At 46.3% G+C, this 24,743-nt stretch carries 25 protein-coding genes; 22 read left to right on the top strand and 3 right to left on the bottom strand.

From position 1 onward, the window contains the following. Positions 1 to 386 precede the first annotated feature (386 nt). Genes hprK through ABVF09_RS13690 form a run of 5 tightly spaced genes read left to right on the top strand, consistent with a single transcriptional unit; the run spans position 387 to position 4,291 of the window. Positions 387 to 1,328: an HPr(Ser) kinase/phosphatase gene (gene hprK / locus ABVF09_RS13710; protein WP_026570938.1), complete on the top strand. Its 942-nt coding sequence runs from the start codon at positions 387 to 389 to the stop codon at positions 1,326 to 1,328. A 12-nt stretch (positions 1,329 to 1,340) separates the two neighbouring features. After that, a complete protein-coding gene (lgt, locus tag ABVF09_RS13705) occupies positions 1,341 to 2,168 on the top strand; it encodes a prolipoprotein diacylglyceryl transferase (RefSeq protein ID WP_371069406.1) in 828 nt (275 codons plus the stop codon). A 17-nt stretch (positions 2,169 to 2,185) separates the two neighbouring features. Beyond that, positions 2,186 to 3,145: a nucleoside recognition domain-containing protein gene (locus ABVF09_RS13700; protein ID WP_371069405.1), complete on the top strand. Its 960-nt coding sequence runs from the start codon at positions 2,186 to 2,188 to the stop codon at positions 3,143 to 3,145. After that, positions 3,120 to 3,758 (top strand): pyrophosphatase PpaX, encoded by a 639-nt coding sequence (gene ppaX / locus ABVF09_RS13695; RefSeq protein WP_371069404.1) that lies wholly within the window; start codon positions 3,120 to 3,122, stop codon positions 3,756 to 3,758. Before ABVF09_RS13700 ends, ppaX begins: the two co-directional genes overlap by 26 nt. Positions 3,759 to 3,763: 5 nt before the next feature. Beyond that, complete coding sequence (locus tag ABVF09_RS13690) at positions 3,764 to 4,291, top strand: acyltransferase (protein ID WP_026570934.1); 528 nt, start codon at positions 3,764 to 3,766, stop codon at positions 4,289 to 4,291. 319 nt (positions 4,292 to 4,610) lie between these two features. Here ABVF09_RS13690 and ABVF09_RS13685 read toward each other — a convergent pair whose 3' ends face one another. Further along, entirely contained in the window at positions 4,611 to 5,096 is a 486-nt protein-coding gene (locus ABVF09_RS13685; RefSeq protein WP_153463245.1) for a GNAT family N-acetyltransferase, read from the bottom strand. Positions 5,097 to 5,388: 292 nt separating this feature from the next. Here ABVF09_RS13685 and ABVF09_RS13680 point away from each other — a divergent pair, with 292 nt between their 5' ends. The 5 genes from ABVF09_RS13680 to ABVF09_RS13660 all read left to right on the top strand — a co-directional run bounded on the left by ABVF09_RS13680 (position 5,389) and on the right by ABVF09_RS13660 (position 10,601). Further along, on the top strand, positions 5,389 to 5,913 hold the full coding sequence (locus ABVF09_RS13680) for a GNAT family N-acetyltransferase (RefSeq protein WP_026570932.1): 525 nt from the start codon (positions 5,389 to 5,391) through the stop codon (positions 5,911 to 5,913). A gap of 235 nt (positions 5,914 to 6,148) precedes the next feature. Next, complete coding sequence (locus ABVF09_RS13675) at positions 6,149 to 6,520, top strand: VOC family protein (RefSeq protein ID WP_371069403.1); 372 nt, start codon at positions 6,149 to 6,151, stop codon at positions 6,518 to 6,520. A 31-nt stretch (positions 6,521 to 6,551) separates the two neighbouring features. Beyond that, entirely contained in the window at positions 6,552 to 7,037 is a 486-nt protein-coding gene (locus ABVF09_RS13670) for a GyrI-like domain-containing protein (RefSeq protein WP_026772287.1), read from the top strand. A gap of 163 nt (positions 7,038 to 7,200) precedes the next feature. After that, complete coding sequence (glpK, locus tag ABVF09_RS13665; protein WP_371069402.1) at positions 7,201 to 8,691, top strand: glycerol kinase GlpK; 1,491 nt, start codon at positions 7,201 to 7,203, stop codon at positions 8,689 to 8,691. Positions 8,692 to 8,939: 248 nt separating this feature from the next. Next, the gene (locus ABVF09_RS13660; RefSeq protein WP_026570928.1) at positions 8,940 to 10,601 is read left to right on the top strand and encodes a glycerol-3-phosphate dehydrogenase/oxidase; all 1,662 of its coding nucleotides are present in this window, start codon (positions 8,940 to 8,942) and stop codon (positions 10,599 to 10,601) included. A 157-nt stretch (positions 10,602 to 10,758) separates the two neighbouring features. Here ABVF09_RS13660 and ABVF09_RS13655 read toward each other — a convergent pair whose 3' ends face one another. Together ABVF09_RS13655 and ABVF09_RS13650 are read right to left on the bottom strand one after the other, a co-directional pair. Then, positions 10,759 to 11,505 carry a C40 family peptidase gene (locus ABVF09_RS13655; RefSeq protein ID WP_200865451.1) on the bottom strand — a complete coding sequence of 249 codons (747 nt, stop codon included), beginning with the start codon at positions 11,503 to 11,505 and terminating at the stop codon, positions 10,759 to 10,761. A 209-nt stretch (positions 11,506 to 11,714) separates the two neighbouring features. After that, positions 11,715 to 12,623 (bottom strand): ketopantoate reductase family protein, encoded by a 909-nt coding sequence (locus ABVF09_RS13650; RefSeq protein WP_371069401.1) that lies wholly within the window; start codon positions 12,621 to 12,623, stop codon positions 11,715 to 11,717. 146 nt (positions 12,624 to 12,769) lie between these two features. Between ABVF09_RS13650 and ABVF09_RS13645 the strand changes: the two genes are divergently transcribed. The 12 genes from ABVF09_RS13645 to ABVF09_RS13590 all read left to right on the top strand — a co-directional run bounded on the left by ABVF09_RS13645 (position 12,770) and on the right by ABVF09_RS13590 (position 24,684). After that, positions 12,770 to 13,576 (top strand): hypothetical protein, encoded by an 807-nt coding sequence (locus ABVF09_RS13645; RefSeq protein ID WP_026772291.1) that lies wholly within the window; start codon positions 12,770 to 12,772, stop codon positions 13,574 to 13,576. Between the two features lie 170 nt (positions 13,577 to 13,746). Then, the gene (locus ABVF09_RS13640; RefSeq protein ID WP_371069400.1) at positions 13,747 to 14,124 is read left to right on the top strand and encodes a MerR family transcriptional regulator; all 378 of its coding nucleotides are present in this window, start codon (positions 13,747 to 13,749) and stop codon (positions 14,122 to 14,124) included. A 31-nt stretch (positions 14,125 to 14,155) separates the two neighbouring features. Further along, on the top strand, positions 14,156 to 15,670 hold the full coding sequence (locus ABVF09_RS13635) for a class I adenylate-forming enzyme family protein (protein WP_371069399.1): 1,515 nt from the start codon (positions 14,156 to 14,158) through the stop codon (positions 15,668 to 15,670). 11 nt (positions 15,671 to 15,681) lie between these two features. Beyond that, positions 15,682 to 17,355: an acyl-CoA dehydrogenase family protein gene (locus ABVF09_RS13630; RefSeq protein ID WP_371069398.1), complete on the top strand. Its 1,674-nt coding sequence runs from the start codon at positions 15,682 to 15,684 to the stop codon at positions 17,353 to 17,355. A 436-nt stretch (positions 17,356 to 17,791) separates the two neighbouring features. Then, a complete protein-coding gene (locus ABVF09_RS13625) occupies positions 17,792 to 18,802 on the top strand; it encodes a tetratricopeptide repeat protein (protein WP_235162509.1) in 1,011 nt (336 codons plus the stop codon). 117 nt (positions 18,803 to 18,919) lie between these two features. Further along, the gene (gene trxB / locus ABVF09_RS13620) at positions 18,920 to 19,870 is read left to right on the top strand and encodes a thioredoxin-disulfide reductase (RefSeq protein WP_026570921.1); all 951 of its coding nucleotides are present in this window, start codon (positions 18,920 to 18,922) and stop codon (positions 19,868 to 19,870) included. Positions 19,871 to 20,180: 310 nt separating this feature from the next. Next, positions 20,181 to 20,645, top strand: a complete 465-nt coding sequence (locus ABVF09_RS13615; protein ID WP_371069397.1) for an 8-oxo-dGTP diphosphatase — start codon at positions 20,181 to 20,183, stop codon at positions 20,643 to 20,645. 46 nt (positions 20,646 to 20,691) lie between these two features. Continuing rightward, positions 20,692 to 21,579: an RNase adapter RapZ gene (gene rapZ / locus ABVF09_RS13610; RefSeq protein ID WP_026570919.1), complete on the top strand. Its 888-nt coding sequence runs from the start codon at positions 20,692 to 20,694 to the stop codon at positions 21,577 to 21,579. 3 nt (positions 21,580 to 21,582) lie between these two features. Further along, positions 21,583 to 22,536 (top strand): gluconeogenesis factor YvcK family protein, encoded by a 954-nt coding sequence (locus ABVF09_RS13605; protein WP_026570918.1) that lies wholly within the window; start codon positions 21,583 to 21,585, stop codon positions 22,534 to 22,536. A 28-nt stretch (positions 22,537 to 22,564) separates the two neighbouring features. Further along, a complete protein-coding gene (whiA, locus tag ABVF09_RS13600) occupies positions 22,565 to 23,512 on the top strand; it encodes a DNA-binding protein WhiA (RefSeq protein WP_026570917.1) in 948 nt (315 codons plus the stop codon). Positions 23,513 to 23,657: 145 nt separating this feature from the next. Next, positions 23,658 to 23,915: an HPr family phosphocarrier protein gene (locus ABVF09_RS13595; RefSeq protein ID WP_371069415.1), complete on the top strand. Its 258-nt coding sequence runs from the start codon at positions 23,658 to 23,660 to the stop codon at positions 23,913 to 23,915. 178 nt (positions 23,916 to 24,093) lie between these two features. After that, positions 24,094 to 24,684 carry a DNA-3-methyladenine glycosylase I gene (locus ABVF09_RS13590; RefSeq protein ID WP_371069396.1) on the top strand — a complete coding sequence of 197 codons (591 nt, stop codon included), beginning with the start codon at positions 24,094 to 24,096 and terminating at the stop codon, positions 24,682 to 24,684. Positions 24,685 to 24,743 lie beyond the last annotated feature (59 nt).

The following is a 24,743-nucleotide window of genomic DNA, read 5'->3' as shown; positions in this document are numbered from 1 at the left end:
TAAGCGGGCTGACGGGATCGTATCGTCAGCCCGCTTTCTTTTAAGCAAAAACGAGGAGATACGGCTGAGGCCATGCCCGCGGCAAGCATCCACCGACAAGCGATTCGCGGAGTCGGCAACGATCGTTGAGGCCACTTTAGGATTTTTTCAGTGGCCTCGATTGTTAAAGGATCCATTTTCGCGTTTTCTCCATATTACGTATCCATAGTGCCTGGAAATGTGGCGATAGACATCCTTTCCTGATGCATTCCTTTCCTTGTCAACTTGCCAGCCTTTCCACCGCGTTCCAATCCTTTCCGTCTGAAAATCTACACACTAATGCCTCCGAATAAAAAAAGTGCTACAATAGGATACAGTGATTAGGAAGGTACGATGGAGGGATACATATGGCAAAAGTACGTACCCAGGATTTACTGAACCAGTTCAACCTGGAACTTGTTGCAGGCCGCAATGGCGTGCACAGGGAGATTTTCATGAGTGATATTTCCCGGCCTGGTCTGGAAATGGCCGGTTATTTTAAATATTATCCGAAAAATCGGTTGCAGTTGCTTGGCAAAACGGAAATGTCTTTTTTTAACGAGCTGAGCACGGAAGAACAGCGGGACCGTGTAGAAAACCTTTGCACAGACATAACCCCGGGGATCGTCATAACCAGAGGGATGGACATCCCGGAAGTGCTGATTGAAGCGGCAGACAATTCTGGTGTGCCGCTGATGCGTTCTCCGCATAAAACGACCAGGGTGACCAGCAGGCTGACGAATTATTTGGAGACCAGGTTTGCCCCGTTTACTGCCATCCATGGCGTTTTAGTCGATATTTATGGTATAGGCGTCCTGATAACCGGGCAGAGTGGTGTTGGTAAAAGTGAGACCGCGCTAGAGCTGGTAAAACGGGGACACCGGCTGGTCGCTGATGACAGCGTTGAAATCCGGCAGGAAGATTACGATAGTCTAATCGGCAATTCTCCGCCTTTGATCGAGCATTTATTGGAAATCCGCGGCTTGGGAATCATCAACGTCATGACGTTGTTCGGAGCAGGGTCGGTCCGTTCGCACAAAAAAATATCCATGATCATCAACCTTGAGCTGTGGGATCAGAAGAAGCAATACGACCGTCTCGGATTGGAAGAAGAAACCATGAAAATCATGGACGTAGAAATACCGAAGGCTGTCATTCCTGTCCGGCCGGGTAGAAACTTGTCTGTCATCATCGAAGTGGCGGCAATGAACTTCCGTTTGAAAAGGATGGGGGTAAACGCTGCGGAAGAGTTTTCAGAACGGTTGACCAACATGATTCAACAGGAAAAAAACGAGGATATACAGGATTAGGAGGCGGACGACTTGACGTGTAGTGCACCCGCGCTAGATCGCGCATTATTGGAATTAGGACCACTGACGGTTTATTGGTATGGAGTGATTATCGCGGCTGGAGCTTTTCTCGGCCTGTGGTTGGCAACAAGGGAAGCAGACCGCCTCGGTTTGAATAAAGATTTGTTTGTCGATTTGATCGTGTTTGCGATTCCAATTGCCATCATTTCGGCACGGATTTATTATGTCATCTTTGAATGGGATCGCTATGACGGCGGGACCTGGTGGGATGTATTCGCTATTTGGGAAGGCGGCATCGCCATCCACGGAGCATTGATCGGTTCTGTTGTCACCGCGATCATATTTGCCAGGGTACGCAAGGTTTCTTTTTGGCAGCTGGCCGATATTGCAGCGCCTAGCATCATTCTCGGGCAGGCAATCGGCCGCTGGGGAAATTTTATGAATCAGGAAGCCCATGGCGGTCCGGTTTCGCAAGCTGCTTACGATAATTTCTTGCAGTATCTTCCTGACTTTATCAATAATCAAATGTGCATCGGCGGTGTGATGTACCACCCGACTTTTCTGTATGAGTCCGTCTGGAATTTGATAGGGTTAGTGCTGCTGTTATTGTTGCGCCGATTCAACCCAAGGCGCGGTGAAGTTTTCTTAAGCTATGTCATCTGGTATTCGATCGGACGTTACTTTATAGAAGGCATGCGGACCGACAGTTTGTATATTGTCGGACAGCTCCGGACAGCCCAGGTCATTTCGATTGTATTAGTTGTACTAAGCATCGCTCTGATTATCTATCGCCGGTACTCGGGGAAGGAAGATAGGCTATACAACGGAAGAAAAGTCTGAAGAAAGAGGGAAAGCATATGACTGGTATTTTACAACGCGGATTCAAGGCAGGATTGTCGCTGTCCTGGACTTTGGGAAAAGTCATCTTTCCTGTCACCCTGATTGTGACCATTTTGCGTTTCACTCCGGTTTTGGGGTGGTTGATGGATTTGCTCAGTCCACTGATGAAGTGGATCGGCTTGTCCGGCGAGGCAGCGGTCCCGCTCGTGCTCGGGAATTTGCTGAACTTGTATGCAGGTATTGGAGCGATTGTTTCCTTTGATTTTTCGGTCAAACAAGTGTTCATCATGGCTGTGATGATGTCGTTTTCGCATAACTTGTTGATTGAATCGACAGTGGCGTCCAAGGTGGGCGTCAGCTGGTGGATTGTCGTCGGTGTCCGGGTTTCACTTGCTTTGGCTGCGGCATTGCTGATCAACCTGTTTTGGAAGGGCGGCGGAGAACTCGCCCAATATGGCTTGATATCAAAATCCGAACATATACCGGATACATGGACGGGAATTTTTGCACAGGGATTGCAGACAGCTGTCATGGGCGTATTACAGCTGGCTTTGATTGTGATCCCATTGATGGTATTCATGCAATTTTTCCGCGAGCTTGGCTGGATGGATAAACTTTCTAACTGGTTCGCGCCGTTCACCAGGTTTTTGGGCATGGAAAAAAATGCATCGATGACGCTGGTTGCCGGGCTGACACTCGGTCTTGCCTATGGAGCCGGCTTGATGATCCAGGCCGTCAAGGAAGACGGTGTGTCGAAGAAAGATATGTACTTGTCGCTGATTTTTCTTGTATCCTGTCATGCGGTGGTGGAGGATACGTTGGTTTTTGTGCCGCTGGGCATACCAGTATGGCCGCTTTTGGCAATCAGATTGGCGACTGCGATTTTGTTGACAGCTGGAATCGCTTATTTTTGGAACAGGGCAGAATCGAGACAGAGAAAGGAGCCCGCACATGAACATTCGTACGATACTCTTTGATTTAGATGGAACGTTGATTGATACCAATGAGCTGATTATCGCTTCATTCACTCATACACTGGGCAAGTATGCAAAACAGCCTTATGCCCGCGAAGAAATTTTGGAGTTCATCGGCCCGCCGTTGAAAGACAGCTTCATGAAAATCGATCCGGCAAAGGTGGAAGAGATGATTGCCACCTATCGTAAGCATAATTTAGAAAATCACGACAGTTACGTCACGGCCTATCCGACCGTTGTCGAAACGTTGACACATCTGCATGAGGCAGGTTATCAGCTCGGAATCGTCACTACCAAAGTCAAATCGACTGCGATGAAAGGAATGAAATGGACCGGCATGGATCATTTGTTTGAAACCGTGATAGGTTTAGAGGACGTGACCCACGCCAAACCGCATCCGGAACCGATTTTGAAAGCTTTGCAGGAACTGGATGCCAAAGCATCCGAGACCTTGATGGTAGGGGATAATTATCATGATATCGAGGCGGGACATAATGCCGGCACCCTTACTGCCGGTGTTGCCTGGACGATAAAAGGCCGGGAATTCCTGCAATCATACAACCCTGATTACATGCTGGAAAAAATGAGCGATTTGAGGGATATACTGGGAGTGTGATGAGTGTGCGTAAAACCGAGCGATATCGGGTGGATACGGCCAACTCACTATGGCATATCTACAAAACTGTCCCGTTTTTCAAAGTGGTGAAAAATTTTGCGGTAATCCAGATTGCCCGTTATACACCGTTTTTGTCCGTGAAGAATTGGCTGTACCGGACTTTTCTGCGGATGAAGGTCGGCGACCAGACGGCTTTCGCTTTAATGGTTATGCTGGACATTATGTTCCCGGAAAAAATTTCGGTCGGTAAAAATACGGTGATCGGCTATAATACGACCATCTTGGCACATGAATACCTGATCCGTGAATATCGACTCGGGGAAGTCAAAATCGGAAAAAATGTGATGATCGGAGCCAACACGACGATTTTGCCAGGAGTCACCATCGGAGACGGCGCAATTGTTTCAGCGGGAACGCTCGTACATAAGGATGTGGAGGAAGGGACCTTTGTCGGTGGAAATCCGATGCGAGTCATCTATTCCAGGGAAGAACTAGAAAAACGACAGATAGAGGATACGTTTTTTTCAGAATGATGGCCGATATGGATGCAAGAAGCCGCGACAAAAGCATAGCGAGCAAAACAAAAGCCGAACAATATTCGAAGTGCTGAGCATTCGGATTCGTTCGGTTTTTCTGATTACTTGTCGATGCTTCTTCGGCATTGCACAGAAAGATATTTCCTTACCCAGATAGCTGAAGCTGTGCCGCAGAATACAAGGTACCTTGCCACATTCATCTTCAATGGAATCAATGGCTATTTCATCATTCTGATTCTTTCAGTTTTTACAGGTCAATTTATATGATCTCCCCCTCGCTCCCGCATACACGTACTTACGAACCAAAGGAAGACGATCATAGCACCCTGCCGAGAATTTCACCGGGCAATCCGTCTATTTCACATACTTTTTCCGATACAAACTGTTGTCTAAGCAAAATTTTCCTGGAGGCATGGTTTTCTGGATCGATGATGGCTTTCAACTTTCGTATTTCTGCTTGTTGGGCCAAATCAACCAACAGTCTCGCTATTTCTGTCCCATAACCTTTCCCCCAATATTCCGGCAAAATCATATAGCCAATTTCTGCTACTTCTTTCGCCTCTTGATACCGAGTGACATGCCCCTGCCCGATGAATCCGCCGCTACGTGCATCAGTAATTTTATAGGAACCTGTTTCATCATCCTTGTTATTGCGCTTTACGATTGTTTCAAAGTTTGTCCGGGCTTCCTCCAAAGGGATTGATCTTTCCGTTATCTGAGCCATTACTTTTTCATCCGAAACAAGACGATAATAGTAAGGAAAGTCTTGCATTTTAAATTTCTCGAGGTGAATTTTGGCCATTACGGGGTTCTCCTTTTTCTATGGTTTAATTATAGTTACGTTTGTCCCTTCCTTTTTGTTTCCCTTCCCTACCCTATCTTGGTCTATGGATTCGATTTTCTGAATTCGCCATCCATTGCTTATACAAGTAGCTGTTGTTTTCTGCAAGATGGAGGTTGTACCTTATCCGTCAAGATAAAAGGAGCTAAAAGAATGTTCAATTCGTAGTGTCTAGTTCTCATTGAAACACGTTTCAAAAGGAAAAAACAGTTTTTTGTAGAATCCATAAGTAAAAAGAAATGGGAGGGTTGGCATGATCGTAGTAAGAAGGGGATTGCCCGAGCATGTGAAGGGCATCGCCAGGGTTTGCATAGAGGGAAGACAGGCTGCAATCGGACATCTGAAGAGTCCAGAGAATCTAAAAAGAAATAACCAGGTGTTTTACAATGATGATCGCATCCGGAAGGAATTAAACGAAACACAAGGGTGGGATGGCTATTTTGTCGCCCTCGATGGCGACAACGTTGTAGGAGCCATTGGCGGTGGGATGACAGGAGAAAACACAAGTGAAGTCTACGTATTATATTTGGATCCCGAACGCCGAAGGGAAGGAATAGGGACTAAATTGTTACATCACTTAACAGAAATCCAGCGCCATAAGGGGGCCAAAGAGCAGTGGGTTTCCGTGCTGAAAGGAAACCAAAAAGGAATCCCTTTTTATGAGGCAAAAGGGTTTCGGTTTGTTCGTGAGAAAGAGGCGTATGGCAACATCGAGGGAGAGAATTATGTCTCTTTAAGGTATCGGCGTCCCATAGAAAACTCAGGAACATCGCCATGAAATCTTTTTCATCAGGTAGATGAAGGACAAAAACAGGCAGAGTAATGTCGGAAACGCCGATCTTTGAAATGGATGACCAAGTGGATTTTATGATCCGATTTTCTAGTTGCTGTCCACTGCTAAAATTTTAAATTTGCGCACGCCGTTTACTCTTCCGAATTTTTCGGTTTGAAAGTCATGGCTCGGCAGAAAACAAGTTGTTATGAATAGATGGAGTAGAAGGAGGGGGTTCATAATGGTAAAAAGCCCGGTGAAAAACAAAATCAATTTGGTGTTCATCCCTGTATCGGATGTGGAAAAAGCAAAACAGTGGTATGCAAAGATACTAGGTATCCAAGATGGAGAGGTTCATTTCGGACATTTATTTGCTGCGGGAATGGACGAAGGATCAGGGATGATACTTGATACGATGCCGATGTGGAGAGATGAAAATGGAAAACTGCCGACACTCAATGTCCCTGCCATTCAATTCGGGACAGAGGATGTCCATGCATCCTATCAATTTATGAAAGAAAACGGGGTAGAGCTTGTAACGGAAATCCAACATGGTCAATTTTTTGTTTTCAAGGATCCCGATGGCAACATGTTGATGGTTTGTGAGGACTAGTATATAAATATTAACGGAAATGGGTGGAGCAATGAAGTATCAAGTGGTCACCTTGCCTGCTTACCGGGCAATAGGATTAAAATGGGAAGGCACGTTCGATGAGATTGTGCCAGATTTAAAAAATATAATTGAACAAATGAAGGGACGTGCAAGTGAGCTAAAGGAAAAGCTGAATCCGGCTGTACAGTTAGGCTTGTCTTATCATGTAGTGGAAAATGGCTTTGCACATTATGCCGTGTATGAAGTGGGAGAGAAACAGGAAATCCCGGAGGGGATGGTGGAAATACGGGTGCCTGCATGGACCTATGTGAAGACGTCCCACCCCAAAGGAGAGGATGTTACCAAGACGTATTCGGACTTGCATCAATGGTTATTCAGTAGTGACTATCATGTGCTTAGAGAAGATGGAATAAAATACTATGACCCTTATATGCCGATTAAACATGAATATTATCCTGTGGATCAAGACCCGGAGGACCCGCATTTTGACATTTATATACCGCTTGTGAAAAAATAATGATAGGACGTTGATTCAAATGAATCAACGTCCTTTTTCATGGAAACCCCGTCTTCGAATGGAGGATTTCATGCTTCTATGAAGAAAAGGGTTAGTAGGACCATAGAATGGGGAAATATATCAAAACAAACGTTTACATCCACTAATATGGGAGGAATGTGCTATGGAAAAGTACATAATGGCACTCGATCAGGGTACGACAAGCTCAAGAGCCATTTTATTCAATCACCAGGGTGAAATCGTCGAAACTGCCCAGCGGGAATTTCAACAGTTTTTTCCGAAATCTGGTTGGGTCGAACATGATGCCAACGAAATCTGGACATCGATTACATCCTGCATTGCAGAGGTCTTGCGCAAATCGGATGCGGAACCGGAAAATATCGCCGCCATCGGGATTACCAATCAACGGGAAACAACGGTAGTGTGGGACAGAAACACGGCCAAACCGATTTACAAGGCAATCGTTTGGCAGTCCAGACAGACTGCCCCGATTTGCCGCGAGTTGAAGGAACAAGGTTACAATGACTTGTTCCGTGAAAAAACGGGGCTCTTGATTGATCCGTATTTTGCCGGGACAAAGGTGAAATGGATTCTCGACAACGTGGAAGGCGCCAGGGAAAAAGCGGATAACGGCGATTTGATGTTCGGGACCATCGACTCCTGGCTGATTTACAAATTGTCGGGAGGAAAAGCGCATGTCACCGATTATTCCAACGCTTCCCGTACCCTGATGTTCAATATCCATGAACTGAAGTGGGACGAGGAATTGCTGGATATACTTGGGGTTCCGAAAAGCATGCTTCCAGAAGTGAAGGATTCCTCGGAAGTTTATGCAGAAACCGTTGAATACCACTTTTTCGGACACAATATTCCGATAGCCGGAGCGGCGGGCGACCAGCATGCCGCTTTGTTTGGACAGGCTTGCTTCGACGACGGAATGGCGAAAAACACGTATGGCACCGGCTGTTTTGTCCTGATGAATACCGGTGATAAAGCTGTCAAATCTGACCATGGTTTGTTGACCACCTTGGCCTGGGGGTTGGATGGAAAAGTCGAATATGCGATGGAAGGCAGTATTTTTGTGGCTGGCTCGGCTATTCAGTGGCTGCGGGACGGATTGAAAATCCTTGAAAACGCACCACAAAGTGAAGAGTATGCACAGCGTGTCACCGATTCGTCGGGGGTGTACATGGTACCGGCGTTTGTCGGCCTGGGGACACCCTACTGGGATAGTGACGCCCGCGGAGCAATGTTCGGCCTTACCCGGGGAACGGAGAGAGAACATATCGTCCGGGCGACATTGGAAGCCCTGGCATACCAGACGAAAGATGTAGTAGACGCAATGGTCGAAGATGCCAACATGGATTTGAAATCGCTGCGCGTCGATGGCGGGGCAGTCAAAAATGACTTCCTGATGCAATTTCAAAGCGATATGCTCGGTGTTTCGGTAGAAAGGCCGGCTGTCACGGAGACAACAGCTCTGGGGGCCGCTTACCTGGCAGGTTTGGCGGTAGGCTATTGGGAAAGCAAGGAAGAATTGAAGCAGCATTGGAAAATGGAAAAGAACTTTGATCCGAAAATGGATGAAAAGAAAAAAGAAGCGCTTTACCGCGGATGGAAAAAAGCGATCGAAGCGACCCAAGTATTCAAGTAAAATACTTTGCAAGGACATCCGCTCGTGCTATAATGAAATCAAGTTAATAAGAAACGGCCGGAGAAGTGGAGAGACCGCACAATTCTATGGGGATACCTATAGAAGCTGTTGCGGTCTCTTTTTTTATTTTCACATTGCCTTGGAAAAATGGATGATTTCCAATTATGGTACATGAACCTGGCTTGTTTCGGGTAAAGAATAGATAAGATAATTTCTCTCAGCCGTGAAGAATAAAGGAGTGTCGGAAAATGGCTAGATTTTCTAACTTGCGAAGACAAGAAATTTTCGAGGAATTGACGAAAGAACCGCTTGATCTATTTATTATCGGCGGCGGCATCACTGGAGCAGGTATTGCTTTGGATGCTGTTACAAGAGGACTGAAAACGGGATTGGTGGAAATGCAGGACTTCGCTGCGGGAACATCAAGCCGTTCCACAAAGTTGGTACACGGCGGTCTCCGTTATTTAAAACAATTTGAAGTGAAAATGGTGGCAGAAGTCGGAAAAGAACGGGCGATCGTGTACGAGAACGGTCCACATGTAACTACACCGGAGTGGATGATGCTTCCATTTCACAAAGGCGGAACGTTCGGTCCGTTTACATCGAACATTGGCTTGCGGGTGTACGATTTCCTTGCCGGAGTCAAAAAAAGTGAAAGAAGAACGATGCTTTCTGCTTCAGAAGCAATGGAGCGTGAACCGTTAATCAAAAAAGATGACTTACGTGGAGCAGGCTATTATGTCGAGTATAAAACGGACGATGCCCGGCTGACACTGGAAGTGATGAAAAAAGCTGCCGAGCAGGGTGCTCATGCCATCAACTATACCAAGGTTACCGAGTTCATTTACGATAAAGACGACAAGGTTACCGGGGCAGTGGTCGAGGATTTAACTACAGGCGAACAACAAGAAATCTATGCGAAAAAAATCATCAATGCCGCGGGCCCTTGGGTCGACACACTTCGGGAAAAAGACGGATCGAAAAAAGGGAAAACACTTCAACTGACAAAGGGAGTCCATCTCGTCTTTGACGGAGAAACCTTCCCGCTTACTCAGGCGATTTACTTTGACACCCCCGACGGCCGGATGGTATTTGCCATTCCGCGTGAAGGGAAAACCTATGTCGGCACGACCGATACAGCTTATGAAGGAGACATCGCTCATCCGGTGATGACAGTGGAGGATCGCGACTACATTATCGAAGCAATCAATTATATGTTCCCGGAAGTAGGAATCACAGCGGATGATGTGGAATCAAGCTGGGCCGGGTTACGTCCATTGATCGGAGAAGAAGGAAAAGATCCGGGAGAGATTTCACGTAAGGATGAAATTTTTGTATCGGATTCCGGCTTGATTTCCATGGCAGGCGGCAAGCTTACTGGCTACCGGAAAATGGCAATCAGTGCAGTGGACTTGGTTGTAAAGCAATTGAAGGAGGAGGAAGGGGTTCTTTATTCTTCTTCTGAAACGCTTCATTTGCCAATTTCGGGCGGAGACGTCGGCGGCTCGAAGGGCTTTGAAAAATTCAAACATCAAAAAATCGATGAAGGAACTGCACTTGGTTTGACGGAAGATGCCGCAGCATCGCTTGTCGATACCTATGGTTCCAATGTAGAGCGGGTTTTTGCCATGTATGCTGACCTGCAAAACGAAGCAGCCGAAGCTGGTATCGAACCGCTTGTATTTGCACAGCTCCGTTATGCGATAGACGAGGAACTGATCTATAAGCCGGTCGACTTCTTTGTCCGCCGCACTGGCGCCTTGTTCTTCCATATCAATTGGGTTCGGGAGCATAAGGATACCGTAATCGATTATCTGGCGAAGGTATTCCACTATACCAATGAGCAAAAAACTGAATATACAGAAGAACTGGAACAGCTGTTGAACGAAGCAGTCCATCCGGTTGCCTAAGCAAACGAAAAATCGAGCCGTCCATATGAACGGCTCGATTTTTTTGGCTTGCACGCCGGATCAAGATTGCCAAGATTCCTCATACCAGCGATGATTCTTCAAGAAGAAGTTCGGCAATCCTGAATGCGGACACTTCCCCTCAATCCATCAAGTTAGCTTACTCGATGAGTCCTTTCCACAGTTTTTTGACATGCTTTACTTTGCCGATTTGCCGAGTTAAGTAAATTTTTTTCGGCTTTAAAAAGCCATCGCGGAAATAATATTGTTTATGTTCACGATCCATCAGCCGGAGAATTTCTGTATCCAGTTGCTGCAGCATGTACTTACGGAAGGGGAAGTTTTGATACTTTTTCGGCTGGTATATTTCTTGGGAATACAAATCCGGATATTGGTATAGTCCCCCTTGATATACTAACTCCAGCTCGTCATGATGGCGAAAATCCTCCGGGGTGATCAGGGAACTTCGCTTGGTGAATAACCGATGCCCCGCCCTGCTCAACACTTCAGCGACAAATTGCGAGCAAAAATAGGAAGCGGGCATTTCAATCGGATAGTTTATCGGAATGCCGACAAGGCCTGCGTAATTATATAAGTAACGTTTTGGCTTTTTTTCAAAAACAGCGATGATCCGCTCGAGTTTTCGATATTCCCTGGAGGTCAGCATGAGCCGGTACACTGCGCAAGTGGAATCGGGATACCAGCTAAACGTTCCTGTGACGAAGTCTTCTCTGACAAAACCGCCCCAGAAAGGATTGAGCGGTTCCCGTCTGGCAAAGCTGTATATGCGACGGAAATCTTTATCCAACGCTAACGATGCATGATTGTAAGGAGCTGAAGTAACCGATTTTAACGCCCAGTTGATAAGGGATCCCGTATTAGTCAGCACGATATAGACCGCTTGCATAAAGCCACCTCATGTCAGATATTTAGTACCTGGTGTCAATATACTATGTTTTCCATTTCTTGTATAGCCAGTTTTCGAAAAACGGGCGGAACTTCTGCGGAAATACATCTTGAGACTTAGGATGCTATCCAGAAGATGAGGAAAACTTATTTGGACGGTTTCCGATGGCAGAAAACCTTCGAAAAAGCACTTCATCTACTATTCAATTATCAGGCAAACGGCTTGATGAGTCCATAAATGGTACGAATAGTCGGTAGTTCTATTTGCGCATTGGCTGCCAGTCGCAGGGCGCCACCGTGTAAATGCTCGACCTCCAGGCTGATGCCTTTCCGCCGGTCTTGATGCATCGAGGAGGTAGCTGCGTCGTCCAGTCCGTTCAATTGTCGGATTGCCTGCTCGACATGATCATCGGTCAAGCTTACTTGCTTTTTATTGGCAAGCTGCTTCATTTCCGCCAGCATGGCCTTGGCGACGGCGAATGTTTCCGGGTGGTTTCTGATGGTTCCGATCGGAAGGTCTGCAGCTGTGGTGATACCGGAAAACGCCGCGATGAACATATACTTTTTCCACATGTCTGTATCGATGTCCTCGCTCCACCTGGCAGTAAAATTCGCTTTTTCGGAGGCAGCGGCGATCTGACGGCAGATTTCTTCCTGTTCGGGTGTCAATGCCCCGTAAACGAGCTCGTGGAATGGACTGGTATGTTCGACACCGCCCTGCCCATCCAATGTGGAAATGATAAAGGACAAGCCGCCTAGCACTGCGTCTTTGCCGAGTTTTTCCTGGAGAATCGGAATATGCTCGATTCCGTTCAGGACAGGGAGTACCTTGGCTCCTTTGTCTACCAAGACTTGCAATTGCTCCAGTGTGCCGTCGAGATGGTAACCTTTCACGGCCAATAATACAAGGTCTGCTTCTTGAATTTCCCCGGGATTTTCCACAATTGCCGGGTTGTCTAGCTGATAATCCCCTTCTATGCTCTTTATCCGTAGTCCATTTTTTCTTAATTGGTCTGCTCTTTTTTGGCGGACAAGGAATGTAACGTCTTGCCCAGCTTCCTGCCATCTTGCCCCAAAATAAGCACCGAGGGCACCTGCACCCACAACGACGATTTTCATCAAATCCCTCCCAAAGAATAGCTGTTTGTTCTTTGTCCATTTTAGCACAGTCCAGGTTGGGTATCAGAAAAAAAGCGCTTGATTTTTCTGACAACTGAAACCAAAATGAAAGATAATCGTATGTCTTTTCAAGGGGAGGGAAAAAGATGACGAACGTGTCCGAACTATTAACAAGAGATGGGAAACATCAATTATATACCGGTATCATTCTGTTATTTGGCAGTATATGCATGATCATGTTGTTTTTGTTTTTCGCCCATCAATGGGAAACGGGTCTTTTATCGATCGTGTTGGCAACAGTCGGTGGGACGGTTCTTTCCAGAGGAAGACGCGACATGCAGTTGGGAAAACAATCTGAATTGACTATGCAGAAAGAGAAATGGATTCCTGTCAGCAGGCAACTTGATCGGGTCATGGCAATCGAGGGAAACTTTTCGACGAAGACATCGATCATGAGCCTGGACGACGAGCAGCTTTGTGTATTGAAGGAAACAGGTTTTCAAAGTAACTGGTTCCTGCACATTGTTCGTTTTTTTTCCAGTTCAGGTATTTTTATGCCGAAGAATTTTCAACTGCTGGATGATCAAAACAATATCCTGTTCTATATGCAAAAACGAGGCGGGCTTTCCTGGCGTTCTTATGTATTTAATGAAGACGGAGATTGTATCGGCTACATTTGTCCTGCAAAAGGGGAGAAAGGAGCCTTGCTCGATTTCATTGATCAGACTGGCAGCAGGTGGCGTGCCGTCAAGGATTATCGGGATTTTATCTCGGTTACAGATCAAGAAGGAAAAAAGCTGCTGCTCATGAAACCTGGAGCAATTCCTTTAGAACATGCTGAACGTTTTTCCCGCGGTGATTCCGTGGTCTTGGAATGGACTGAAACCGAAAATATCAGTTATTCGCTTTTATTGTTCATCCTCGCTGTTCTGAAAAGCCGGTCAGCTGATTAAAAAGGGATTGAAGTTTACGTTAACGTAAGTGCTATGCTTGATGTATCACCAAGAAAAAATGACCGTGCCTGACAAATAGTCGCTGCGGCTATTTTTTTACCTTTCATTGGTAAAATCCTGTCTGCGCATCGGCAGAGGCTTCAGAAAAGATTCAAGACAAGGGTGATGGTATGGGCGATAGAACATACACGATTTCTGAACTTGCCGCTGAATTTAACGTCACCCCGAGGACGATACGCTATTATGAAGAGATTGGTTTACTTCAACCTCGACGGACAGAAAGCGGCAGGAGATTATTTTCCGGGAGGGAAAAAACCAGGCTTCGCCTCGTGTTCCGGGGCAAGAAGTATGGTTTTCAACTGGAAGAAATAAAGGAAATGATTCAGTTGTTCGACAAGGATCCAAGCGGCAAACAACAACTCTTGAAGACAATTGAGTATGGCAATAACAAAATCGAGGAGGTATCAAAACGGATAGCCGAATTGGAAACTGTCAAGCGGGAAATGGAAGCGCTTGTAGAAGAATTCCGGCGAAAGCTTGCTGAATAACAAAAAACCAAAGATAGGAGTGTACCCTCCCATGAACATACCGGATTTATTAGCAATCCAGTCTCGAAAGTATCCAGAACATGAGGCGATCGTCACACCAGACGAACGATTGACTTATCGTCAATGGAATAGGACTGTCAATCAGCTTTGTTCCAGTCTGCTTGAATTAGGAGTGGTGAAGGGCGACAAGGTTGTGCTTCATATGCCGAATACGAAAGAATTCTTGATTTGTTACTTTGCAGTCCAGCGGTTGGGCGGCATCATTGTTCCAATCAATCCCAAGCTGGTCGAACAGGAAGCTGCGTATATCTTGGAACATAGCGATGCCAGAATGTTCCTCACCCATGAAGCTGTATTTCCGGCGGTGAGCAATCTGCCCGACAAAGTGGAGGGGATGTTCGCGAAAACGGGGCGGCACTCCGACCAATGGTTGTCGATTGACGAGTTGATACTGGAAGGGGCGTCTGGTGAGATATCGTGCCAGCTGACGGAAGAAGATGAAGCGGCTTTGCTATATACCTCGGGTACCACCGGTGCGCCAAAAGGGGTATTGTACACATACCGGAACATTTTATCGGTGGCAGTGATGATTTGTATTGAAATGACGATGAAACCGGAAAGCCGGATCCTTCATATGATGCCGCTCAGCCATTCAGCTCCTCTGCACTTATTTATGGTGGCGGGCACGTATGTCGGAGGTGTCCATGTACTTGTTCCTAACTTCAGTCCCGAATTACTGCTCGAAACAGTATCCAAGGAAAAAACCACCCACTTTTTCGGTGCACCGATTGCATACTTGGCTTCTGCCAAGCATCCGGGGATAGAAGAGTATGATTTATCCTCGATGGAATATTGGGTGTACGGCGGGGCTCCGCTCTCGGGCCCTGAGGTGACCTTTATCCAGGAAAAGTTTTCGACGAAAAAGCTCATGTGTGTATACGGTCTGACAGAAGCCGGCCCAAATGGCACGTTGCTAGGGTTTGACGACCATCCGCACAAGGCCGGCAGTATTGGTCATCGGGCCGCTTTGAACTGTGAGATTAAGCTTGTCGATGAACACGGACGGGAAGTCGAACAGGGTCAAGTAGGGGAAATTATCCTTAAGGGAGAAGGAAACATGAAAGGGTATTATAAAGAACCGGAAAAAACAGCAGAAACGTTGAAGGATGGATGGCTTTACACCGGAGATATGGCAAAAAGGGATGAAGACGGTTACTACTGGGTGGTCGATCGTAAAAAAGATATCATCATTTCCGGCGGGGTGAATATTTTTCCGAAAGAAGTTGAGCAGATGCTGCTCAGCCATCCGGCGGTTGCCGATGTCGCGGTTGTTGGAGTTCCGCATCCCGACTGGGGAGAAACCGTCAAAGCGTATGTGGTGGTGGTGCTGGAAGTGGAGGACTTAACAGCCGAGTGCAGACAATTTCTTGACGGTAAACTAGCGGATTATAAAATCCCCCGTTTATACGAAGAATTGAAAGCGCTTCCTAGGAATGCGACAGGTAAACTTTTGAAAGGACAGCTGCGCAGCCAGCCGCAGCACTAAGGAGGGTTGACATGGTTAACTTTTACCAGGAGGATGCGCATCTTACTTCGTTGTTGGAAAAATATTTGCCCGTTCCATTCTACCATTGGGCTGACAGGCAGCTTCACGTTTTTGGCGAAAGTTGTGCAGGAGAAATCGATGAACGGGCTGTCCATACAGACCGGGAGGGGCAGCCGCGTCTCGTGAAATACGACAAAATGGGGGAGGAAGTCTCCAAAGTTTGGGTGAATGAGGGGTACAAGCGCACCGTAGAAGAAACCTATAATACAGGGATTGTGGGATATATCCACAAGGAAATTCCTGATCTAAGTAGAAAAGGCAACTATGTTTATTCATTTGCACAGGGATACCTGCTTTCCCATGCAGAACCAGGATTTTATTGTCCGGTTACATTGACGATGGCGACCGCTTATTTGATTGATCATTATGCTGATGAACAGTTGAAAGAAAAGTTCTTGCCGCATGTTCTGGCAACTGGCGAAACAGAATTATATGAAGGGGCGACGTTTCTGACCGAACGGCAAGGTGGCTCGGATGTAGGAGCAAACGTGGTTCGTGCGGTCGAAACAGAGGACGGTTACCGGATTTACGGCGAAAAGTACTTTGCCAGCAACGCCGGGCAATGCGGTGTGGCCATGGTGCTGGCAAGAATGGAAGGAGCTGGAGATGGAACGAAGGGACTCAGTTTGTTTTTGGTGCCTTGGGAAGAAAACCGTCAGGATCAAAAGCTGTATATCCGCCGCTTGAAGGATAAGCTTGGTGTTCGTGCCGTCCCATCGGCCGAGGTCGAATTCGATGGGGCCAAGGCATACCTTGTCGGCCAAGCTGAACAAGGGTTTGCATACATGGCGGAAGCATTGAATCTATCACGGATTTGCAATGCGGTAGCTTCGCTCGGAATCATGAAACGCGCTTTTTTGGAAGCACGGGATTATGCAGGAAAACGGACAGCCTTCGGGAGTAAACTCAAGGACCTTCCAATGATCCAGGATACATTGACCACACTTGCTGTGAAGCAGCAAGTAGAGATGAGCGCGGTGTTTGATATGATTCACCGTTTTGATCAGCTGTGTGGTGATGCAGCCCCATCTACCGAAGAGCAAATCTTGATTCGCTTGTACATTGCTATATTGAAAAAAGAGACGGCCGAACAGGCGATCCATTTTGCTCATGAGTCACTGGAGATGCATGGCGGAAACGGATATATCGAAGATTTTGTCACTCCAAGGTTGTTGCGGGATGCCCAAGTGCTAACCGTTTGGGAAGGAACCGGCAATATTTTGGGATTGGAAGTACTGCGGCTGATAGAAAAATATCAAGCAGACCAACTGTTTTTCCACGAAGTACATCGCAGGCTCGCTGCCCTCCCGGAGAATCTCCAGGTATTACGTGAGCAGCTGGAGCTAGAAATAAAACATATCACAGATTGGCTGGAAGATGTGAAAAGGGCAGATAAGGAAATACGGACGTTGCATTGCAAGGAGATTGCCGAAAAATTCACTGCCGTTTTTGAAAGTATCATTGCATTGGAAGATGCTGCTGAAGGGGATGGACGGAACAAGGATGTGGCTGAAGTCTACATGCAATCTACTTGGAATCCCGGTGGCTATCAGGATGATCCATTGACAATCCGCCATTTTCAGCGGATTGTCGAAACAAATCAACACGCAGCAATTACTGATTGACAGAGGAAAGAGAATCGGTGTTCCTTCTGCCGACATAACGAATATATGGAGTAGCGGACCGAATCGAAATAAAGATTTGGTCTTGTTTTTTTGTTCTATTGAAAAAATCGGAAGAAATATATCGTTATTTTTTTAAGAGGGTGCTGCCACTGCACTGTGGAAATATACGGTGCTTTCCGCGGGTGGCTGTTGAGCTTCCTCGAGGTAGCGCTCTCCGGGATCTCGCCGAGGCCTTTCCACCCGCAGGAATCCCCAAAAAGTCCCTTTTTTCACTTGTTAGTATGTTTTTATGGCAGTTCCTATATATTACCTTTCCCAAATGTGGTATACTTCAAGCGGTATCAGTCTGTAATTATCAGCTGCCATGGAGCGTCAGCTTTCATGGCGGTTTATTATATACGGTTACGGTTGAATTAAGTCATACAGGGGGAGACGAATGCATACTTCGCAAAAGATGAAACTACCGCTTAATGTTGATAAAGTCATCCCTTTTATCCCTGAGGGCGATTTTTATTTTACGAAAGGTGTCGAAGCCTTTCAAAAACGGAAATTCGATATTGCGGTCAAATGGATGAAAAAGGCAGTCGAAGCCTCACCGGAGGAACCGCTGTTCCGCTGTCAGCTTTCGATTATTTATACAGAAGCGGGCGCCTATCATATGGCCAACCAAGTGCTGACGGAAGTGTTAGATGCACATGGTGACGATTATGTGGATTGCTATTATTTGATTGCCAACAATTATGCGCATTTAGGATTGATGAATGATGCCATGAAAAATGCCAAGCAGTACTTGGAACAAGCACCTGAAGGAGAATTCAGGGAAGAGGCCGAAGAATTGCTGCAATTTTTGGATATAGAAGAAGAGGACGAGGACTGGGACGGTATAGACGATGAACTGTTGATCTTCCAGGAAACCGCCTTTTATCATCTGGAACGTCAGGAGTGGGATTATGCGCTGCCACTGCTTAAGGAAATGATGGGATTGTTTCCGGAGCATGTGACTGCAAAGCACGAATACAGTTTTGCTTTATTCTTTTCCGGCGAGGAAACAGAAGCGATTGCTTTAGAGGAAAAATGGCTTGAAGAGGAACCGCAGTCTCTGTTTTGCCACACAAATTTAGCCGTGTTTTATTTCTATACCGGAAACTCCGACAAAACCGCTGCGCATGTCGAAGCGCTGTTCAATGTATATCCGCTGCACAGCCAGCAAAAACTGCGTGTGGCTGTCACGCTGGCAAGAACAGGCTATTATCGGGAAGCGGTACAACGGTTCAAAACCTTGTCTAAATCCAATTTGCAAGGCCATGCTTCGTATTACAAATGGTACAGCATAGCCGCCTTTCATACTGGAATTCCATCGAAAGCGTTGGCCCTCTGGGAAGAAGGCTGCAAACGCCATCCTTTTCTCAGCAAGGATGAAGGCCCTTGGATACACAATAACCATTAAATCCATACTATAAATAAAGACCTGTTTGCAATGAGCAGAATAGTAGACCTGGACATTGATTCATACGATAATGGGCTTGAGAAGACAAAGATGCAGAAGAAAAGGGGCTGATCGAGAATGGCCGATGAAAAAATTTATGACGTTATTATCGCCGGGGCAGGACCTGCCGGCATGACTGCCGCTGTGTACACTTCCCGGGCCGATTTAGATACATTGATGTTGGAACGCGGGATTCCAGGCGGGCAAATGGCGAACACCGAGGATGTGGAAAATTATCCAGGGTATGACCATATTTTAGGACCGGATCTTTCCACCAAGATGTTCGACCATGCGAAAAAATTCGGTGCCGAATACGCGTATGGCGATATAAAAGAAGTTATCGACGGGAAAGAATATAAAACTGTTGTCGCCGGAAACAAGGAGTACAAAACGAGGGCGTTGATCATCACTACTGGTGCTCAATACAAGAAAATCGGCGTACCGGGCGAAGAAGAGCTTGGCGGACGAGGCGTTTCTTATTGTGCTGTATGTGACGGTGCCTTCTTTAAAAACAAAGAATTGATTGTTGTCGGCGGTGGGGACTCTGCGGTGGAAGAGGGGGTTTATTTGACCCGTTTTGCCAGCAAGGTGACCATTGTCCATCGCCGTGATGAGCTGCGTGCGCAAAAAATCTTGCAACAGCGGGCCTTTGACAATGAGAAAATCGACTTTATTTGGGACACAGTCGTAAAAACAATCAACGGCAAAGATGGAAAAGTGGGCAGTGTTACACTTCACAATCAAAAGTCGGATGAAGAGTATGAGCATTCCACGGATGGCGTGTTTATTTATATCGGAATGGTGCCGTTGAGCAAACCGTTCAGTTCGCTTGGTATCACCAACGAGCAAGGGTATATTCCGACCAATGAAAAAATGGAAACAAGTGTACCGGGAATCTTTGCTGCTGGTGACATTCGCGAAAAAGAATTACGTCAAATCGTGACAGCAACCGGGGATGGAAGTATTGCTGCTCAGTCTGCCCAGGCTTACATTGAAAACCTGGTAGAAGAATTGAAAGCCGTCAATTAAAAGGGATGCGGCAGAGATGGAAATCGTAAATACTTTTTAACTCTGCTGTAACACGGACGAAACAATTATCGGGTACAATAGAATTAACTAATTGACCCCCTTTTAATAAATATATTCTTTGTGCACAGGTGGAGTTTCCGCCTGTGTCTTTTTTTGCCCATCTTCAGACGGCTTCCGGTAAGTTTTGCCTAGGAACCAAACATTGTAGGATTGCTTTTAAACATAGTATAATAAAAAAAGATGTCTTCTTTCAGGTAGTATGAACACCAAGAAAAACAGCAGGACCTGGAAGCAGGGAAGAGGTGATGATATGCGTCGAGTCACAACGAGTATCCTGCGGGATGAGGATGAACTGTTAATGCTGCAAAAGCCGAGACGGGGCTGGTATGCCATGCCCGGCGGCAAAATGGAGCAAGGGGAAACAATCAAAGAAGCAGCAGTTAGAGAATATAAAGAAGAAACAGGTTTGACATTGTACAACCCGCGCTTAGGCGGAGTGTTCACCTTCGTTATCAAAGAAGATGACAAGGTAGTCGATGAATGGATGATGTTTACGTTTTTCAGCAGGGAATATGCTGGAGAGATGACAGAAGACTGTCGGGAAGGAAAGCTGGAATGGGTTCCTGTCAATGAAGCGATTCAGAAGCCGATGGCAGATGGAGATCGTTTTATCATCAATCACCTTCTCACCAGCAGTGAGATACTTTTTGGCACATTTACTTATACAAGCGACTATGCATTGATCGATTATCGATTGGATCCGCCGGGTCCTTGATCGATTTACGGCTTCTGGAACAAGCGGCGAAAAGGGGAGATTGAGCTTGGCAGAAAAAAACAAAGAAACACAACTTGTAATCATCACAGGGATGTCGGGAGCAGGGAAAACGGTTGCTATGCAAAGCTTTGAAGATTTGGGCTTTTACTGTGTCGATAATCTGCCTCCGGCATTGCTGCCCAAATTTCTTGAATTGATGAAAGACGCAACGAACAACATACGAAAAGTAGCGGTAGTGATGGATCTCCGGGGACGGGAGTTTTTTGATACCCTGTTCGATGCCCTGGATGCTTTGGCAAAGGAGGACGCATGGCTGGAGGAGCACATTCTGTTTCTGGATGCCAAAGACCAGGCGCTTGTTTCTCGCTACAAGGAAACACGCCGCTACCATCCGCTGGCCCCGGAAGGTCTGCCGTTGGAAGGAATCGAACAAGAACGCTCTATTCTCGATGAACTGCGCGGTCGCGCACATAACATCATCGATACGTCGGCATTGAAGCCGAAGGATTTACGGGAAAAAATCGTCGATACGTACGCCGAAAAAGAGCAGCAGGTTTTTTCGGTCCACACCGTTTCGTTCGGTTTTAAATATGGGCTTCCGATCGATGCCGATTTAGTCTTTGATGTCCGCTTTCTTCCAAACCCTCATTATGTTGCTCATATGCGGCCGTTGACGGGTCTCAATTCGGAAGTTTCTTCCTATGTGTTCAAGTGGACGGATACACAAAAATTCCTGGATAAAGTGACGGACCTTTTGGAATTTATGCTGCCGCAATACAAAAAAGAGGGCAAGAGCCAGCTGGTGATCGCCATCGGCTGCACAGGCGGCCAGCATCGTTCCGTAGCGATTGCAGAGCATTTGGCGAAAAAATTCTCCGGCGACTATGTCACCCATGTCAGCCATCGGGATATCGATAAGAGAAAGGGTCATTAAGCTATGAATAAACAGAAACAGCCACACGTAGTCGTCGTAGGGGGAGGAACCGGGATGCCTGTCCTTTTGCGGGGACTGAAAGATTATCCCATTGATTTGTCTGCAATTGTCACGGTCGCAGATGATGGAGGGAGCTCAGGCCGGCTGCGATCGGAAATGGCCATCCCCGCACCAGGCGATATTCGGAATGTGATTGCGGCACTGTCGGATGCCGAGCCGATGCTGCTTGATTTATTTCAGCATCGGTTCGCCAATGGCAATGGATTGTCCGGGCATGCGATGGGCAACTTATTATTGGCTGCGATGACATCACTGACGGGCGATTTTTACAATGGGATCAAAGAAATATCGCGCGTGTTGAACGTCAAAGGAAGGATCTATCCAATCGCCAACCAAAATATGTTCCTTCATGCTGAAATGGAAGATGGTGAGATCGTTTCCGGTGAATCGAACATTCCTCTCGCCAATAAAAAAATCAAGCGCGTTTTTTTGAGTCCTGAGCCGGTACTGCCTTTGCCCGAAGCAGTGGAGGCAATCAAGCAGGCCGATCTGGTGGTGGTCGCACCGGGAAGTTTATATACCAGTACGCTGCCGAATATGATCGTACCTCAAATCGGGGATGCCTTGCGTCATACGAAAGGGAAGGTCACTTATGTGTGCAATGTCATGAGCCAGTATGGCGAGACTTCCGGCTATACAGCGGCCGATCACGTACAAGCGATTACCGATCATATTGGCGAAGGCTGCATTCATTCGATCATCGTCCATAACCAGCCGATAGAAGGAGATGTCCGCGAGTTGTATGCCGAAGAAAATGCTGCACCGGTTGTGTATGATACCGATCGTCTGCTTGATATGGGCTTGGAAATCATTGAAGGCGACATTATCGACCATTCTAAAAAAATGCTGCGCCATGATACGGCCAAAGTATCTGAATTGTTATATTCCTTGATTTAACGATTCACAAAACAGGGGAGGTGAGGGAATGTCTTTTGCATCAGAGATAAAGAAAGAGTTGACAAAAATTTCGACGGACACTTGTTGTGCTCAATCGGAGCTGGCAGCCCTTGTACGTATGAACGGGGCGATTTCCCTGGCGCGTCAAGAGTACCTGCTCGATGTCCAAACAGAAAACGCTGCAATAGCTCGAAGGATCTATACATTGATAAAATCCCTCTATGATTATCCAGTTGAACTACTTGTCCGGAAAAAAATGAAGTTGAAAAAGAACAATGTCTATATTGTCCGGATGAAGGAAGGGGTTCGCACTTTCCTTGATGATTTGGAGATTCTAAAAGAACCATTTTCTTTTAATCATTCCATCTCGGAAAAATTCACGAGCAAGGATTGCTGCCGCAGGTCTTATTTACGTGGCGCTTTTTTGGCGGGAGGATCGGTAAACAATCCGGAAACCTCCTCGTACCATTTGGAAATTTATAATTTTCATAAAGAACACAATGATGCATTATGTGAGTTGATGAATTCGTTCGACTTGCATGCCCGTAAACTGGAACGCAAAAAAGGTTATATTACCTACATGAAAGAAGCGGAAAAAATCACCGAGCTGCTTACCTATATGGGAGCCCACCAGGCGCTTTTCAAGTTCGAGGACGTGCGGATCGTCCGGGACATGCGGAACTCGGTCAACCGTCTGGTGAACTGTGAAACTGCCAATTTGAATAAAACGATCGGCGCAGCATTTCGACAGGTGGAGAATATCAAATTCATTGATCGGACGGTGGGAATCGATGCGCTTCCAGAAAAACTCAGGGAAATCGCTACATTGCGGGTACAGCATCAAGATGTTTCCTTGAAAGAGTTAGGAGAGCTGGTTTCGACCGGAAAGATCAGTAAATCCGGTATCAATCACAGGTTGCGCAAAATCGATGAATATGCCGAAAAACTAAAAAAAGGTGAACCGCTTGGAAATTAGCTATGTTCGGGACGGGTCGGTATATGGTATAATATTTTAAAGTTGCGGCGAAGCTTGCAGCTGCTCTCTTTACAAAAGAGAGTATTTTTTTAAATATAAATGAAAGCGTTTTCTTTAAGGAGGGAACCGAGTGAAACAAAAAGAGATGGTGGTGGAGTTGGAAGCAGGTTTACAAGCGCGGCCGGCAGCACAATTCGTTCAAAAGGCAAGTGGCTTTTCTTCAGCATTGTTTATTGAGAAAGATGGCAAGCGGGTCAATGCCAAAAGTATTATGGGACTTATGAGTCTGGCGATAGCAACGGGAGAGGAAATCATCCTCATTGCCGAGGGAAGTGATGAAACCGCAGCAATCGATCAGCTTTCGGCATTCATCAATCCCGGCCAAGCGGAACCGACTGTATAAACAATACCAGGCCTTTATAGAGAGGCTTGGTTATTTTTTTGCCCATTTATGATAATCTGCCGTCCCTATTCATAAAGAATAATTTTAATCGATTGAGCAAAATATGGAACGTAACAAAGCTACCATACGTATTACGATAATGGTACCGATACAAGGTTTAAGAAAGGTGGGAATACAGATGAAAGGACAAAAGACATGTCCTTGGGCTGAATCAGGTTCATTGATGAAACAGTACCATGATCAGGAATGGGGAATACCGAGCAAGGATGACACTTATTTATTTGAAATGCTCAATTTAGAAGGCGCGCAAGCCGGTTTATCCTGGAGCACAATCCTGAACAAACGGGAGGGTTACCGTCAGGCTTTTCATCACTTTGATATCAATCGGTGTGCAGCTATGTCAGATGATGACTTGGAAAAAATTCTATCAACGGGAGAGGTGGTCCGGCATCGGCTGAAAATTAACGCAGTCCGCAAAAATGCCATGGCAGCACAGCGGGCGGCAAAGGAATTCGGGAGTTTTTCCGCCTATGTTTGGCAGTTCAGTGATCAAAAACAAATAGTGAATCACTGGGATGAAGCCGGACAAGTTCCTGCCCAAAATGATATGTCGGTTGTCATCAGCAAAGACATGAAAAAACGGGGCTTTACTTTCGTCGGGCCTGTCATTATTTATTCTTTTTTACAGGCTATAGGAGTTTATGATGATCACCTCACTACCTGTCCTTGTCATACCGATAACCGCCAACCTGTTTCAGGAATGGAGTAATCGGCTGCCACTAGATAATCGGCGGCACATACGATACTATTTTAAAGGGATAACAGAAA

The organism is Sediminibacillus sp. JSM 1682029 (assembly GCF_041366435.1).
Lineage (GTDB): Bacteria > Bacillota > Bacilli > Bacillales > Amphibacillaceae > Sediminibacillus > Sediminibacillus terrae.
This window is presented reverse-complemented; position numbering and strand designations above follow the sequence as displayed.